The organism is Ruegeria sp. CJ6, assembly GCF_056536665.1.
On record NZ_JBQFQB010000002.1, the window covers coordinates 764,294 to 778,704 of the forward strand.

The window sequence follows — 14,411 nt, forward strand, 5'->3', positions numbered from 1 at the left end:
GGCAAAATGGCATCATATAACGCGCGAAACCGTGACCCGCTGCTGGACAGCAACACGCAAGCCGCCATTGAACGGCGTAGCAAAGAACTGATCGGGATCGCTTTGATCCTGTTGGGGTTGGCCGCTGCAGCGATGATCTGGTCCTATACGCCCGATGATCCAAACTGGATGGTTTCGACCGATGCGCCCGTGCAAAACTGGATGGGGCGCATTGGGGCCTCGATTGCCGCGCCGTTGTTTATGATCGTGGGTTGGGGCAGCTTGGGTGTCGCCTTGGTGCTGATCACTTGGGGCGTTCGATTTGCAGGCCATTTAGGTGAAGACCGTGCCATTGCCCGCCTGATTTTTGCGCCGATCTGGATCGCCGTTCTGGCTGTCTATGCAGCGACTCTGGTACCGGGTGCCGAATGGCGGACGACGCACAGCTATGGCTTGGGTGGTCTATTCGGCGATACAGTGATGGGCGCGATTTTGACTTTGTTGCCGATCTCATCGCATTTCCTGGTCAAGCTGATGTCGCTGGCGATGGCGGTCGGTATGCTCGCTCTGGGTGTATTCGTGTTGGGTTTCGGCAAAGCGGACGTTCGCAATGGCTTCCGGGCGTTTCTGTTGGGACTGGTCATGGCCTATGATCTGTTGATGAACGCGCTGGGACGCGGGGCATCGGCGACAGCGCGGGCAGCACGGGACCGGAAGGCCCAATGGGCCGAGCGCAAGGCCGAACGTGCAGTTCCGGTTCAGGCGGATTCTGACGACGACCTGGCCTACGCTGATCCGGTCTTTGAAGACCCTGAGATTGAAGCGCAGGAACCTGTCGCCAAGACAGGCCTTCTGGCTCGGATGCCTTCCCTGATCCGTCGTCCTGACCCAATGCCCGAGCCTGAGTTGGTCGAAAACGTTGCGGTCGAAGGGTATTACGACATGCCGGGTGAGGATCGCATCAGGTCCAAGATATCCGCCGCTGTGCGCAATCGTAAAGTGGCCGCTGGTGTGCTAACGCCCGAACCCGATCCCAACTTGCCATTGACCAAAGGGCGGGGCAGGGGACCGGACCCGTTGATTTTGAACTCTGGCGCGGCAGACGAGTTGCCGCCCGAACCCCCGATGACCTCTGCAGGTTTGCCACCCGAACCACCGCTGACAGCAGGATCTGATGTTGAGACGCTGGCGGCTGACTCCGAGGCTGATAATTGGATGCAGCAGGACTATGTTTCCGAACCGGACTATGATGATGAGGCCGTGTTTGATGATGCCTCCGAACCCGCGCTCCAAGCGAGACAGGCTGTCAAGATTCCTGTCGCTGAGCCGCGTAAACCTGTAGTAGCTCAACCGGTCCGACGCACTCCTCCACCTTCGCGCAGGGCGCAAGCCGAAGCACAGCCGACACTTTCTTTCGAGGAACGGCATTCTGATTTCGAACTGCCACCGCTGGGCCTTCTGTCCAACCCTGCAAGCATCCAACGCCATCACCTAAGCGATGAGGCGCTCGAGGAAAATGCGCGGATGCTGGAAAACGTGCTGGATGACTACGGCGTCAAGGGTGAGATCGTCAGCGTCCGCCCCGGTCCGGTTGTGACCATGTACGAATTGGAGCCTGCACCGGGTTTAAAAGCCAGCCGTGTGATCGGTTTGGCCGACGATATCGCGCGCTCAATGTCGGCTTTGTCCGCGCGGGTTTCAACTCTACCGGGGCGCTCGGTTATTGGCATTGAACTGCCCAATGAAAACCGTGAGATGGTGGTGCTGCGCGAAATCCTCGCCAGTCGCGATTTCGGCGATGGTAACCATGCGCTGCCCTTGGCGTTAGGCAAGGATATCGGCGGTGAGTCCGTGGTGGCGAACTTGGCAAAAATGCCTCACCTCTTGATCGCTGGTACGACCGGTTCCGGTAAGTCGGTGGCAATCAATACGATGATCCTGTCGCTGCTTTATAAGCTAACGCCGGATGAGTGCCGCCTGATCATGATCGACCCCAAGATGCTGGAACTGTCGGTCTATGACGGTATCCCGCACCTGCTCTCGCCTGTTGTGACCGACCCGAAAAAGGCGGTTGTGGCCCTGAAATGGGTCGTGGGCGAGATGGAGGATCGCTATCGCAAAATGTCCAAAATGGGCGTGCGCAATATCGCGGGCTACAATGGCCGCGTGAAGGATGCGCTATCCAAGGGCGAGATGTTCAGCCGCACGGTCCAGACCGGCTTTGACGATGAAACTGGCGAGCCAATGTTCGAGACCGAAGAATTCGCGCCCGAAGCAATGCCTTATATCGTTGTGATCGTCGACGAGATGGCTGACCTGATGATGGTCGCGGGCAAGGAGATCGAGGCCTGCATCCAGCGTCTGGCGCAGATGGCGCGGGCTTCGGGCATTCACCTGATCATGGCGACGCAGCGTCCCTCGGTCGATGTGATCACCGGGACGATCAAGGCGAACTTCCCGACCCGGATTTCGTTCCAAGTGACCTCGAAAGTCGACAGCCGCACGATCCTGGGCGAGATGGGTGCCGAGCAACTGCTTGGTCAGGGCGACATGCTGTATATGGCGGGCGGGGCGAAGATCACCCGTTGCCACGGTCCGTTTGTCTCGGATGAAGAGGTCGAAGAAATCGTCAACCACCTGAAACAGTTCGGTCCGCCGGCCTACATGAGTGGCGTGGTCGATGGCCCGGCTGAGGAAAAGGCTGACAATATCGACGCTGTTCTGGGCCTGAACACGGGTGGCAACACGAACGGAGAAGACGCCCTTTACGACCAGGCAGTGGCGATTGTGATCAAAGATCGCAAATGCTCGACGTCCTACATTCAGCGAAAACTTGCCATTGGCTACAACAAAGCTGCGCGGCTTGTTGAGCAGATGGAGGACGAAGGCGTTGTTTCCGGGGCAAATCACGTTGGAAAACGCGAAATCCTCGTCCCCGAGCAGTAAGATATTTAATAACAAGGGCAGAACGCCTATCTGGGTCCTATGAAACAGATTGCTTTTGCCCTTGCTCTGACACTGGCTGCGCCCGCCGCGTGGGCGGCTGAAAAGCTGCCACTGTCGCAAATCTCTAACTACCTGAACCAGATGAAGACGGCTCAGACCACATTCACGCAGGTGAATGATGACGGATCGCTTAGCACCGGTAAGCTGTGGCTCGAGAGGCCCGGAAAAATGCGGTTCGAATATGATCCGCCCAACAGCGCGGTAGTTTTGGCGCGGTCGGGGACGGTGCAGATCTTTGACCCGAAATCCAATCAGCCGCCCGAACAGTACCCGCTGAAACGCACACCGCTGTCACTGGTGTTGGCGCGGAATGTCAATCTGGGGCAAGCCAATATGGTTGTTGGGCACGATTTTGACGGGACCGCCACGGTTGTGACGGCTCAGGACCCCAAAAACCCGGAAAGCGGGCGGATCGAGTTAATGTTTACATCCAATCCGGTTGAGCTGCGCAAATGGGTGATCCACGATAACGCTGGAAGTCAAACGACCGTACTGCTGGGGCCGTTGACTGAAGGCGGAAACCTCGATTCCAGCGTGTTTTCAAGCAAAACCCGTATCAGGTCAGACGATCGCTGACCTGACAGGGTTTGTTTAGTAACGGCAGTTCGCCAGCTGCGCCTGATACAGTTGCGCTCGGGCGTCTACATCATTCGCAACGTTCAACAGCCAAGATTTGCTGTTGTAGCTGCCGCGCGCGTAGCCGGTTTGCCCTTCGTGATAGGCCAGGTATTGGTTACGCGCGTCGGTGGGATGAATCCCGTTCCGCTCATAGCTTTTGTTCATGTACCAGCCAATGAAATCTGACGCATCACGGATGCGATCCCGCTTGGCGCGGCGTTTGCCGGTTTCGCGCTGATACTGCTCCCACGTGCCATCAAGTGCCTGACCATAGCCGTAAGCACTGCTTTGGCGACCCATCGGGATGACGCCCAGCACGTATTTGTGCGGTGTGCGCGCATCTGCGCGATAACGGCTTTCTTGGTAAATCGTGGCCATCTGAACGTGAACGGGGACACCCCATTTGCGCTCGGTGCTTTTGAAAGCCTTGATATAATCGGGTTTTTCGCGCGCAATGCTGCACGCGTCATTCAGTCTGCTCGGTGGCTGTTTGGACCCGCCACCACAGGATGCCAAAAGCAGCACCCCGAAGAGTACGAAAAGAATTCTGCTCATGTGCCTCGTGCCTTTTTTCTTTATTCTAGCGCAGATTGAGCTCTGAGGAAATCACAATCGTTACAGAATAATAGCGAGAATTATAGGCAGTGCGGCAACCGATAGCACGGTCGAGACCATGACCATGCCTGCAACCGCATCTGAATCCGCCTCAAACCGCTCTGCCAGCAGGTATGAGGTGACAGCGACTGGGGTACACATCTGCAAAACTAAAACTCCGAAAGCCACAGGGCCCAGTTCAAAACTGATGGCAAGAACCCAGCCCAACCCGAAGCACACCGCGAGTTTCAGCAAGGACAACCATATAGCCTGTTGCAGCTTCTGTGTTGTCAGGCGTGCAATCGCGACCCCAAGGGTGATCAGCATCATAGGCACCGCCATCTGGCCCAACAGTTCCAGCGTGTTGGTTAGAAACAGTGGCGTCTGCCATCCACGCCACAGAAACAATGCCCCCAGCAGCGTGGCCCAGACCATGGGCTCGCGCAGAACCCTGCCAAAGGCGCCGCGCCCCGCGACCAGATAGATACCGTAAGTGAAAGAAAACAGAGCGGTAACGGCCAAAAAGATCACCGCGAAACCCAACCCAGCCTGCCCAAAGGCAAAGATGCACAAAGGCAGGCCCAGATTCCCAGTGTTACCGAAGATAAGAGGTGACAGATAGGTCCGCTGCTCAAGCCCTGAGGCACGTACAAAGACCCAGAAAACCACCGCCAAAGCAACATGTGATGCAATCGCAGCGAGCGTGAAAACGGTCAATTCACCGCCAGGAATGTCGGTTTGCATCAAAGCTACGAAGATCAGGCTGGGCACTGCAAGCGTCACCGCAAACCGCGTGACAAATTGCAGCCGATACTCGAACCCGAGCTTGACCCACGCAAACCCGATCCCGGCCAGAAGGAACACCGGGGCAACGATTTCGAACACTGTTAGGAGTAGGTTCACAGACTGTTTCCCCGAATTTCAGCTCATTGGTTGGCTTTTCTGCCCGAAAAGATGTACTAAATGCTTTGGGGGCCGAAACAATGCTAAAGACACAAGCCAAGTACCGCCTGGGACAGGTGGTTCGACACCGTAGACACCCTTTTCGAGGGGTTATTTTTGATGTCGATCCGGAATTCTCGAACTCGGAGGAATGGTATCAGGCCATTCCCGAAGATAGTCGCCCGCTGAAGGACCAGCCGTTCTATCATTTGCTGGCTGAGAATGATCAATCCTTCTATGTCGCTTATGTTTCAGAACAAAATCTGGTTGAGGATCAATCGGGTGAGCCGGTAGACCATCCCGATATCCCCAACATGTTCGGCCCGTTTCAGGATGGATCTTATCCGCTGCACTTTCAGTTGAACTGAATATGTCCGTCATAATGGCGTGTGTCAGTAACCTAATGCGCAACCATCTTTACGGGGATCGCTAGCACCTTCCAGAACTCCGTTTGAACAGATTCGAATGGCTTGCGCACCACCCAGAGACGTTTCCGGTATTTGGACAGTGTGCCCCATATCGGATAATTGTTGCAGAACGGCATCGGAATAGCCTCGCTCAATTTTCAGAACACCCCCATCTGCAAATGCCCGAGGCGCATCGATGGCTTCCTGCAGCTCTATGTCGAAATCCGTGAGATTTGACACTAGCCGAGCGTGTCCGGTTGGTTGATAGGCACCTCCCATGACACCAAAGGGCATCGCGATGCGGCCTTGGGCGCGCAACATTCCCGGTATGATTGTGTGCATTGGTCGCTTTCCACCGGCAAGCTCATTTGGATGACCGGGTTCGAGGTTGAAACCAGCACCCCGATTCTGCAGCAAAATGCCGAACTTTTGCGAAGCGATGCCCGACCCGAACCCGTGGTAGATCGAATAAATAAGTGAAACGGCCATGCGATCCCGGTCAACCACGGTGATATAGACAGTGTCTTTGTGAACAGACTCGGTCAAGGTAGCGGCGGCAGCCATGGCGCGTTTCGGATTGATCAGCGCGGCAAGTTGGGCGGCTGTCTCAGGTGCAAGAAAATGAGCCATCCGCGTGCTGTGGTCGGGATCGGCGATGAAACGATTGCGTGCGTCGTAGGCCAGTTTGCTGGCCTCGGCTTCGATATGTACGCGTTCAGCCCCCCAAGGGTCCATTGCGGCCAGATCGAAGTGCTTCAAGATATTCAGCAACAGGATTGCCGTCGCGCCCTGACCATTCGGTGGGTGCTCGACCAGTTCGACACCGCCATAATCTCCGCTGACGGGCACAGTTTCATCGCTTTGCACGGCCGCGAAATCCTGCGCAGTCTGTACTCCACCCAGATCGGACAGGGCCGCAAGCATGTCATCGGCAATCTCACCAGAATAAAATGCCTTTTGACCGTGTTGGGCCACGCGCCGAAGAACTTCTGCCTGACCGGGTGCGCGAAAAACCTGCCCGGTTTGCAGGGGTTTGCCGTCAATCAGATAATGATCACGGGCCGCGCCTTGCAGGGTGGATGCGCTGTTCTTCCAATCAAAGGCAACGCGTGGAGCCACCGGAACACCTGACTCGGCATAATGGATTGAGGGTTGCAGGATTGCTTCCAGGCCCAGCCGACCTTCGGTTTTTGCTAGACGGCAGAATGCCTCAACCGCTCCGGGAATTGTCACGGCATCCGGGCTGGTCTCGGGAACCGAATTTGAACCGCGATCCCGCAATGCCTGTGCATCCGCTGCTGCCGCGGCCCTACCCGAACCGTTTAGTGCGCGAACAGTCTGCTCGCCTGCGCGATTGTACAGAACAAAGCAATCTCCGCCCAAGCCGGTCATTTGCGGCTCGCAAATTCCCAGAAGCACCGCGCCTGCAATGGCTGCGTCCATGGCATTGCCGCCCTGCTGCAGAATATCCAGCGCGATTTTGGCGGCCAACGGATGGGACGTTGCGCACATCCCTTCGGTTGCCAAAACTTCAGAACGGCCTGTCTTGTGAAAATCGCGCATGGGTCTTTCCTTCTGCAAACACGCAGACACTAAGCCGCAGCTGGGAATTGTCCAATGCTATCAGAGGAAGGAGGTCCTCGGCGCCGCTCACTGGGTGGGGGCTGTGACGCTAGGCGCCGAGGGAAGCTATCTGAGCTACCCCTTACTTATGACCTTTGTTTGCGGCGCGACAATGGTTCGATCTAGGCCTTATTGTGGCCATTTGATGCCTGCTAGGGCATCTCGTCAAAGTCGAACCGCAAGCAGAGCAGGTTCCCGCCGCTTTTGCGTTCATATTGTATGTCGCTGGCAAGTTGATGAATCAGGTGCCAGCCAAAGCCGCCCTCGGGCAGGTCCTGCAAAGCAGTGTCGACAGATGGTGGAGTGCCGCTCGGTATCCGCAATTCGGGCATCGGGTCGCCGGTATCGATGATCTGAATCACCAACTTCTTTGCACATAATGAGCAATCGATTTGAATGTCAGCGGCGGCCACCCCGGCATAGGCATGTTCGACCACGTTGTTGATCGCTTCCGTCAGCGCGATTCTTACGTCATCTGCTTTGCTTTCCGGCAATCCCTGCGCCGCCAGCCGTACGCTTAACGCCGCGATCCCTGCGCTGGCCTGCACTTGTGTCGCGGGAAAGCTCACCTCCAGGCAGTTTTGTTTGCAATTCGAGCACACGCGGTTCCACCTCTGCCGATCGTCAGTCTGCACCAGCGCCGATCGCCTCATCCAGCGATTTGAACAGTCTGAACACGGTGTCCATGCGGGTCAGGCGGAACACTTTTTCAACGATCGGGCGCAAGCCGGCCAGATCCAATCTGCGCCCTTTTTCCAATTGTTTCATCGAGGCGACAATGGCGCCCAGACCGCTGGAATCGATGAATTCGACAGAAGACAAATCCAACACCACCCGTTTGGCATGGGTTTGGGTTTCCGCGCGCATATCTTCCTTGAATTGAATCGCCATTGCGGCATCAATTCGATCACAATGAACGGATATTATCTGTGTCTCGCCGGTGATCTCGCTGCTGAGCCCCATGTTCGTCCGCCTTTGGCAATGCAAAATGATGGTAGAAATACGCTAGACGGTAATTCTTACCATTCGGTATCCATAGGCTGGAAAGTTCAAGGAGATTTCGGATGAACGAGGTTGTGATAGCAGGTGCCGCGCGTACACCAATGGGCGGCTTTCAGGGCATGTTTGACGGCGTCGCCGCTGCTGATCTGGGCGGTGCTGCTATCCGCGCAGCGCTGGAGGGTGCAGGCATTCGGGCCGTGGATGAGTTGCTGATGGGCTGCGTCTTGCCTGCCGGCCAGGGACAGGCCCCGGCGCGTCAGGCTGGGTTTGCCGCCGGTCTGGGAGAAGATGTACCTGCCACAACGCTCAACAAAATGTGCGGTTCAGGCATGAAGGCCGCAATGATCGCGTTTGATCAGATCGCTTTGGGCCATACTCAGACCATGGTCGCTGGCGGGATGGAGAGCATGACCAACGCGCCCTATCTGCTGCCCAAGATGCGCGGTGGCGCCCGGATCGGACATGGGCAGGTCGTCGATCACATGTTTCTGGACGGGCTCGAAGACGCCTATGACAAAGGTCGGCTTATGGGCACGTTTGCCGAGGATTGTGCCGAATCCTATCAGTTCACGCGCGAGGCGCAGGACGAATACGCCCTGCGATCGCTTTCGAACGCGCTGTCCGCGCAGGAAAATAATGCGTTCGACCAGGAAATTACACAGGTCAAGATTCAGACTCGTAAGGGCGAGGTTGTGCTGGACGCGGATGAGCAACCAAAATCGGCGCGGCCCGAGAAGATACCCACACTGAAACCAGCCTTTCGCAAGGATGGAACGGTTACGGCAGCCAATTCTTCTTCGATCTCGGATGGCGCAGCCGCCCTTGTGCTTGCCTCGGCAAAGGCAGCAGAACAGCAGGGCCTGACCGTACGCGCACGGATTCTTGGCCACGCCAGTCACGCGCAGGCACCGGGATTGTTCACAACTGCTCCGGTTCCGGCGGCGCAGAAATTGTTGGACCGTATCGGTTGGAAAAAAGAGGATGTCGATCTGTGGGAGGTTAACGAAGCCTTCGCCGTGGTACCGATGGCCTTCATGCACGAAATGGGCTTGTCCCGTGAGATCGTGAATGTGAATGGCGGCGCATGTGCGCTTGGCCACCCGATAGGTGCCTCGGGGGCCCGGATCATGGTCACGCTGCTCAATGCGCTGGAAAAGCGAAATCTCAAGCGCGGTGTCGCTGCAATCTGCATTGGCGGCGGAGAAGGGACGGCCATCGCAATAGAACGCGTTTGACGCTTTGTCTTTTTGCAAATACTCGGGGAATTGGCGGCAGCGCCCGCAGTTCCCTGGATGCAAGGTCTACCAACATGAAAGCCGACTACGACACACTCGCCAAAACCATAGCCGCCTTGACCGACGGTGAAACCGACGAGGTTGCATTGATGGCTACGGTGGCATGCGAAGTGCATCACTCGGACGACCGATTCGACTGGACGGGATTTTACCGCGTAACTGAGCCCGAAGTGCTAAAGATCGGGCCTTATCAGGGGGGGCATGGCTGCCTAGTAATCCCTTTTGAACGCGGTGTGTGTGGTGCGGCTGCCCGTACAGGGCAAGTGCAATTGGTTTCGGATGTAGATGCTTTCCCCGGCCATATCGCTTGTGCGTCATCCACTCGGTCCGAGTTGGTTCTACCGGTGCGGGATGCGAATGGTAACGTGATCGCTGTCTTTGATATCGACAGCGACCAGCCCGACGCGTTTACCAAAGATGATGCGACCGCACTTGGTGCTATTCTAACGGATGTATTTGCGCGTTAGAGGGTTCCGAGCTATCGCAAAAATGCGCCAAGATCTCGGGACATAATCAGATAGCAAAGCCCGGCCTGAAACGCTGTGATCGTGTATAGCCAAGCCGAGAAACCGCGCTTGCGGGTCTTGTGCCCGAAGATCCAGCGCCCCAGTAGCGCGGCCAAGCTGCCACCTAGTGCCGCCAACCATAACAAGCGCCGCTCGGGGATGCGTCGCCTTCTACGGCGCGCGCGCAGCTTATCCAAGCCAAACGCCATCAAAGTCAGGGTATTAATGGCCCAAAGATAGATTACGGCAATCCACATGGAGCGTGCATAGCCAACTAAATTTGCAGACCCAAGTGAAAAAATGCTTGGAAATTTCACCGATTCGAGGCACCGTGAAAAAGTAACAGAAAATTTCACGCAGACTCGGAGCGCAACTTGAATTCGCAAGCCCCTCATAGCGCATCCCTCGGTGCCGACCTTCGCGCACTGCGCAAGGCGCGCGGGCTGACTCTGACCGAGATCGCCAACCGATTGGATCGGTCCGTTGGCTGGCTCAGCCAGGTCGAGCGTGACATGTCCGAGCCGTCGATTTCGGATCTACGCCAGATTGCCGAATGTCTGGGTGTGCCGATGTCGATGCTGTTTGCCCATTCCGCTGCGCCGGTGGATGAGCAAGGGTATATTGTGCGGGCAGGGTCCCGTCGCCCGATGGGCTCTGGCGAAGAAGGGTTGATCGAAGAACTGCTTTCGCCTGACCTGACCGACGATTTCGAGATGGTGCATTCGACCTTTGAGCCGCATTCGCAGATGCAGACCCCGGCAAACCGGCCGACGCAGGAAGTCGGCTATATGGTTTCAGGCCGTCTGGAACTGACGATCGGCTCGCGCAGCTTTCAGGTCGGCCCCGGCGATAGCTTCCGGATCAAGCACGAGCCCTACACTTGGTCCAACCCCTTTGATGAGCCCGCTGTGGCCATCTGGGTCATCGCCCCTCCGGTGTACTGATGAGTTTTGAGGCCTGGACCATATTCGCTCTGTTCTGGGTGGTGTTCGTGACCACCCCGGGGCCGAATGCGGTCAATTGCATCTCAAATGGGATGAGCCTGCCGTTCTCCAAGGCTATGTTGGGTGTCTTGGCTATTTTGACTCAGGCGAGTGTGTTCCTGATCCTCTCGGCTGTGGGAATCACAGCGTTGATTGCCGCGTCGCCAACGGGTTTCTTTGTCGCCAAACTTATCGGGGCCGGGTTTCTGATCTGGATGGGCATTCGCGGTTGGATGAACGCAGCGAAACCCGCTCCGGCATCAGAGCGTCCGGCAAGACATGTTTACTTTCACGCGCTGGCTGTTGCCACGATCAACCCCAAGAGCGTCGCCGGATACCTTGCGGCGTTTTCGCAATTTGTGCAGCCGGATGTACCCATCTGGCAGCAAATGGCGGTGATCATGCCGACGGCACTGGTCATCACGACGCTCAGCTATACCGGGTTCACGTCGCTGGGGGCGCTGATGGGCAAGGCTGCGTTGGGGGCGGTGTTCAATATCTGGGTACGCCGCGTGATGGCGACCTGTTTCATCATTTATGGCGTTTTGCTGGGTGCCAGTTCGACGCCGACAGCGAGGGGATAAAGACATGCATACCGGTTCCTGCCTGTGCGGCGCGGTCGCTTTTGTTGTTGACGGAGACCTCACGCCACCAAATGCCTGCCATTGCGGGCAGTGTCGCAAACAGTCGGGTCATCTGTGGGCCTCGACCGTTACGCATCAGGACAATCTCAGCTTTACCACCAGCGAAACGCTGGGCTGGTATCGCGCCTCTGCCATTGCCAAGCGCGGATTTTGCCGCGCTTGTGGCTCGTTCCTCTTCTGGCAGCACAATGACGAGGACACGATCGCAATTTCCGTGGGCTCATTGGATGAGCCGACCGGGTTGAAACTCGCCCAGCACATCTTTGTGGCAGACAAGGGCGATTACTATGACATCAAAGACGACCTGCCCCAGCGGGCACACTAATAGGGAACCAAACACATGAGTGATTTTCCAACCAAGGCCCGTGTGGTCATCATCGGCGGCGGCGTTGTGGGCTGTTCATCGCTGTATCATCTGGCCAAGAAGGGCTGGACGGATTGTGTTCTGCTGGAAAAGAACGAACTGACCGCAGGCTCGACATGGCACGCGGCGGGTAACGTTCCGACGTTTTCGACCTCGTGGGCGATCATGAACATGCAGCGCTATTCGACCGAACTGTATTCGCGCCTCGCGGACGAGGTCGACTATCCGATGAACTACCACGTTTCTGGGTCAATTCGTCTGGCGCACAGCAAGGAGCGGATGCAGGAATTCGAACGGGCCATGTCCATGGGCCGCTATCAAGGCATCCCGATGGAGATGTGGACTCCGGAAGAGGCCAAGGAACGCTATCCTTTCCTGGAGACCCATGATCTTGAAGGCGTTCTGTATGACCCGACCGATGGTGACATTGACCCGGCGCAGCTGACTCAGGCTCTGGCCAAGGGAGCGCGGGATATGGGGCAAAAGATTATCCGATTCTGCCCGGCAACCGGTGTGACACAGCAGGACGACGGCACATGGACCGTGCATACCGAAAAGGGTGATATTGCCTGCGATTATGTGGTGAACGCCGCCGGTTACTATGCGCAGCGCGTAGGGGAATGGTTCAAACCCTTTGGCGGCCGAACCGTCCCGGCCATGGTCATGAGCCATCAGTATCTGCTGACTGACGAAGTTCCCGAAATCGAAGCGTGGTCGAAAGAAAATGGTGGCAAGAAGCTGCCGCTGCTGCGCGATGTCGATATCTCGTACTACCTGCGGCAGGAGAAGAACGGCTTCAACCTTGGCCCTTATGAGCCCAATTGCAAGGGCCACTGGATGACCGAGGATGATCCGATGCCCGAGGATTTCAGCTTCCAACTGTGGAATGATGATCTGGACCGGATCGAGGATATCGTCACCGATGCGATGGAACGGGTTCCGCTGATGGCAACCTCGGGCGTTGGTCGCGTCATCAATGGCCCGATCCCCTATGCGCCAGATGGTCTGCCGTTGATTGGCCCGATGCCGGGTGTGACAAATGCGTTCGAGGCTCATACCTTCACTTTCGGTATCGCCCAAGGTGGTGGTGCAGGCAAAGTTCTGGCCGAATGGATCGTCGATGGTCACACCGAATGGGATATGTGGGCCGTCGATCCGCGTCGTTACACCGACTACACCGATCAGGACTACTGCAATCAGAAAGGGATGGAAGTCTACGGCAACGAATACGCCATGCATTTCCCACATCACGAATGGCCTGCCGCACGCGACAAGAAGGTCTCGCCTGTGCACGCCAAGGTCAAGGAATTGGGCGGTGTCATGGGCGCGTACAACGGCTGGGAACGCGCAAACTGGTTTGCGCAAACCGGCGATGACACGTCACTGGAAGCCACCCATACCTGGGGACGTTCGGGCCCCTGGGAGCAACGGGTCAAAGAAGAATGCGAAGCCGTGCGCGATCACTGCGGGGTGCTGGATCTGCCGGGCTTCTCGCGGTTCTGGATACAAGGCGAGGGGGCGGATGACTGGCTGCGTGGCTTCTGTACCGGAGGTATCCCTAAAGCAGGGCGCATGAATCTGATCTATGTCTCGGATGAAAGAGGGCGCATTCTGACCGAGCTGTCCTGTATCCGTCTGGCTGAGAACAATTTCGTCCTAATCACTGCTGCCACGGCACAGTGGCACGATGGTGATTTGATCCGCAATTCGGTGCCCGAAGGTGTGACCGTTCGGGAAACCACAACCGAGCGCGACACACTGATCGTGACCGGACCGATGACGCGGAATGTATTGTCTGGCATCACCGATGCAGATTTGCAGCAAGGGTGGCTGACCCACCAATTCGCCAAAGTGGCCGGGCAGGATGCCTTCCTGATCCGTGTATCTTTCGCGGGTGAGTTGGGTTGGGAAATCCATGCTGAAAATGATGCGATGCCCGCCATCTACGAAGCTGTGCTGGCTGCCGGAGCGAAACCTTTTGGCATGTATGCGTTGAATTCGCTGCGGATCGAGAAAGGCTATCGCGCGTGGAAAGGCGACCTAAGCACGGATTACTCTCTGCTGGAAGGTGGTTTGGGTCGCTTTGTCAAGCTCGATAAACCGCAGGATTTTGTTGGCAAAGCCGCCATTCAGAACGAAAAACAGCAAGGCGTTAAAAAGTCCTTTGTCACTCTGATCGTGGACGCAGGTGAGGTCGATGCGCCTTACATGTCCTGCATCTTGAGCGGTGATGAGATCGTGGGTGAAACCACATCGGGTGCGTGGGGGTATCGCATTGGTGCCTCGGTCGCGCTGGGCATGGTGCGCGCAGATCTGGCTGTCCCGGGAACTGAGCTAGAGGTTGAAATCTACGGACAGAAATGTCGTGCTGTTGTTCAGGAGGATCAGCCGCTCTGGGATCCTGCAAATGAACGGTTGAGGGCCTGACCCCTACGACAGAAAGGCGCT

The 14,411-nt window shown here is 56.7% G+C and carries 15 protein-coding genes; 9 read left to right on the forward strand and 6 right to left on the reverse strand.

Features of this window, described 5'->3' with window-relative positions; all coding sequences use genetic code 11:
- Window positions 1-6 precede the first annotated feature (6 nt).
- Window positions 7-2,925 (forward strand): DNA translocase FtsK, encoded by a 2,919-nt coding sequence (locus tag ACR0BT_RS09165; RefSeq protein ID WP_480762987.1) that lies wholly within the window; start codon window positions 7-9, stop codon window positions 2,923-2,925.
- Between the two features lie 39 nt (window positions 2,926-2,964).
- Window positions 2,965-3,561: an outer membrane lipoprotein carrier protein LolA gene (locus ACR0BT_RS09170; protein ID WP_170406673.1), complete on the forward strand. Its 597-nt coding sequence runs from the start codon at window positions 2,965-2,967 to the stop codon at window positions 3,559-3,561.
- Between the two features lie 15 nt (window positions 3,562-3,576).
- On the opposite strand, the gene ACR0BT_RS09175 is transcribed toward ACR0BT_RS09170, so the two are convergent.
- Window positions 3,577-4,158, reverse strand: coding sequence for a transglycosylase SLT domain-containing protein (locus ACR0BT_RS09175; protein ID WP_170425842.1), 582 nt, complete (start codon window positions 4,156-4,158; stop codon window positions 3,577-3,579).
- A 60-nt stretch (window positions 4,159-4,218) separates the two neighbouring features.
- Window positions 4,219-5,100 carry an AEC family transporter gene (locus ACR0BT_RS09180; RefSeq protein ID WP_170406666.1) on the reverse strand — a complete coding sequence of 294 codons (882 nt, stop codon included), beginning with the start codon at window positions 5,098-5,100 and terminating at the stop codon, window positions 4,219-4,221.
- An 80-nt stretch (window positions 5,101-5,180) separates the two neighbouring features.
- Here ACR0BT_RS09180 and hspQ point away from each other — a divergent pair, with 80 nt between their 5' ends.
- Window positions 5,181-5,507, forward strand: a complete 327-nt coding sequence (gene hspQ, locus ACR0BT_RS09185; protein WP_170398818.1) for a heat shock protein HspQ — start codon at window positions 5,181-5,183, stop codon at window positions 5,505-5,507.
- Between the two features lie 24 nt (window positions 5,508-5,531).
- On the opposite strand, the gene ggt is transcribed toward hspQ, so the two are convergent.
- The 3 genes from ggt to ACR0BT_RS09200 all read right to left on the reverse strand — a co-directional run bounded on the left by ggt (window position 5,532) and on the right by ACR0BT_RS09200 (window position 8,132).
- The gene (gene ggt, locus ACR0BT_RS09190; RefSeq protein WP_480762988.1) at window positions 5,532-7,109 is read right to left on the reverse strand and encodes a gamma-glutamyltransferase; all 1,578 of its coding nucleotides are present in this window, start codon (window positions 7,107-7,109) and stop codon (window positions 5,532-5,534) included.
- Window positions 7,110-7,321: 212 nt separating this feature from the next.
- Window positions 7,322-7,738 (reverse strand): ATP-binding protein, encoded by a 417-nt coding sequence (locus tag ACR0BT_RS09195; protein WP_480762989.1) that lies wholly within the window; start codon window positions 7,736-7,738, stop codon window positions 7,322-7,324.
- A gap of 55 nt (window positions 7,739-7,793) precedes the next feature.
- Window positions 7,794-8,132 carry an STAS domain-containing protein gene (locus tag ACR0BT_RS09200; RefSeq protein ID WP_170398809.1) on the reverse strand — a complete coding sequence of 113 codons (339 nt, stop codon included), beginning with the start codon at window positions 8,130-8,132 and terminating at the stop codon, window positions 7,794-7,796.
- A gap of 101 nt (window positions 8,133-8,233) precedes the next feature.
- On the opposite strand from ACR0BT_RS09200, the gene ACR0BT_RS09205 reads away from it, so the two are divergent.
- Both ACR0BT_RS09205 and ACR0BT_RS09210 read left to right on the forward strand, forming a co-directional pair.
- Complete coding sequence (locus ACR0BT_RS09205; protein WP_480762990.1) at window positions 8,234-9,406, forward strand: thiolase family protein; 1,173 nt, start codon at window positions 8,234-8,236, stop codon at window positions 9,404-9,406.
- Window positions 9,407-9,480: 74 nt separating this feature from the next.
- The gene (locus tag ACR0BT_RS09210) at window positions 9,481-9,933 is read left to right on the forward strand and encodes a GAF domain-containing protein (RefSeq protein ID WP_170425832.1); all 453 of its coding nucleotides are present in this window, start codon (window positions 9,481-9,483) and stop codon (window positions 9,931-9,933) included.
- Window positions 9,934-9,944: 11 nt separating this feature from the next.
- On the opposite strand, the gene ACR0BT_RS09215 is transcribed toward ACR0BT_RS09210, so the two are convergent.
- Window positions 9,945-10,229, reverse strand: a complete 285-nt coding sequence (locus tag ACR0BT_RS09215; RefSeq protein WP_170562347.1) for a DUF1294 domain-containing protein — start codon at window positions 10,227-10,229, stop codon at window positions 9,945-9,947.
- Between the two features lie 117 nt (window positions 10,230-10,346).
- Between ACR0BT_RS09215 and ACR0BT_RS09220 the strand changes: the two genes are divergently transcribed.
- The 4 genes from ACR0BT_RS09220 to ACR0BT_RS09235 are packed head-to-tail and all read left to right on the forward strand — an operon-like array spanning window position 10,347 to window position 14,390.
- Complete coding sequence (locus ACR0BT_RS09220; protein ID WP_170425828.1) at window positions 10,347-10,916, forward strand: XRE family transcriptional regulator; 570 nt, start codon at window positions 10,347-10,349, stop codon at window positions 10,914-10,916.
- Window positions 10,916-11,539, forward strand: coding sequence for a LysE family transporter (locus tag ACR0BT_RS09225; RefSeq protein ID WP_170611291.1), 624 nt, complete (start codon window positions 10,916-10,918; stop codon window positions 11,537-11,539). Before ACR0BT_RS09220 ends, ACR0BT_RS09225 begins: the two co-directional genes overlap by 1 nt.
- Before the next feature lie 4 nt (window positions 11,540-11,543).
- Window positions 11,544-11,924, forward strand: coding sequence for a GFA family protein (locus tag ACR0BT_RS09230; protein ID WP_480734998.1), 381 nt, complete (start codon window positions 11,544-11,546; stop codon window positions 11,922-11,924).
- A 15-nt stretch (window positions 11,925-11,939) separates the two neighbouring features.
- On the forward strand, window positions 11,940-14,390 hold the full coding sequence (locus ACR0BT_RS09235) for a GcvT family protein (protein ID WP_480762991.1): 2,451 nt from the start codon (window positions 11,940-11,942) through the stop codon (window positions 14,388-14,390).
- Window positions 14,391-14,411 lie beyond the last annotated feature (21 nt).

Excerpts from the sequence above, each read along its gene's own strand:
- ACR0BT_RS09165 (WP_480762987.1), top strand. The coding sequence starts at position 7 with ATGGCATCATATAACGCGCGAAACCGTGACCCGCTGCTGGACAGCAAC.
- ACR0BT_RS09170 (WP_170406673.1), top strand. The coding sequence starts at position 2,965 with ATGAAACAGATTGCTTTTGCCCTTGCTCTGACACTGGCTGCGCCCGCC.
- ACR0BT_RS09175 (WP_170425842.1), bottom strand. The coding sequence starts at position 4,158 with ATGAGCAGAATTCTTTTCGTACTCTTCGGGGTGCTGCTTTTGGCATCC.
- hspQ (WP_170398818.1), top strand. The coding sequence starts at position 5,181 with ATGCTAAAGACACAAGCCAAGTACCGCCTGGGACAGGTGGTTCGACAC.
- ggt (WP_480762988.1), bottom strand. The coding sequence starts at position 7,109 with ATGCGCGATTTTCACAAGACAGGCCGTTCTGAAGTTTTGGCAACCGAA.
- ACR0BT_RS09200 (WP_170398809.1), bottom strand. The coding sequence starts at position 8,132 with ATGGGGCTCAGCAGCGAGATCACCGGCGAGACACAGATAATATCCGTT.
- ACR0BT_RS09205 (WP_480762990.1), top strand. The coding sequence starts at position 8,234 with ATGAACGAGGTTGTGATAGCAGGTGCCGCGCGTACACCAATGGGCGGC.
- ACR0BT_RS09210 (WP_170425832.1), top strand. The coding sequence starts at position 9,481 with ATGAAAGCCGACTACGACACACTCGCCAAAACCATAGCCGCCTTGACC.
- ACR0BT_RS09215 (WP_170562347.1), bottom strand. The coding sequence starts at position 10,229 with ATGTGGATTGCCGTAATCTATCTTTGGGCCATTAATACCCTGACTTTG.
- ACR0BT_RS09225 (WP_170611291.1), top strand. The coding sequence starts at position 10,916 with ATGAGTTTTGAGGCCTGGACCATATTCGCTCTGTTCTGGGTGGTGTTC.
- ACR0BT_RS09230 (WP_480734998.1), top strand. The coding sequence starts at position 11,544 with ATGCATACCGGTTCCTGCCTGTGCGGCGCGGTCGCTTTTGTTGTTGAC.
- ACR0BT_RS09235 (WP_480762991.1), top strand. The coding sequence starts at position 11,940 with ATGAGTGATTTTCCAACCAAGGCCCGTGTGGTCATCATCGGCGGCGGC.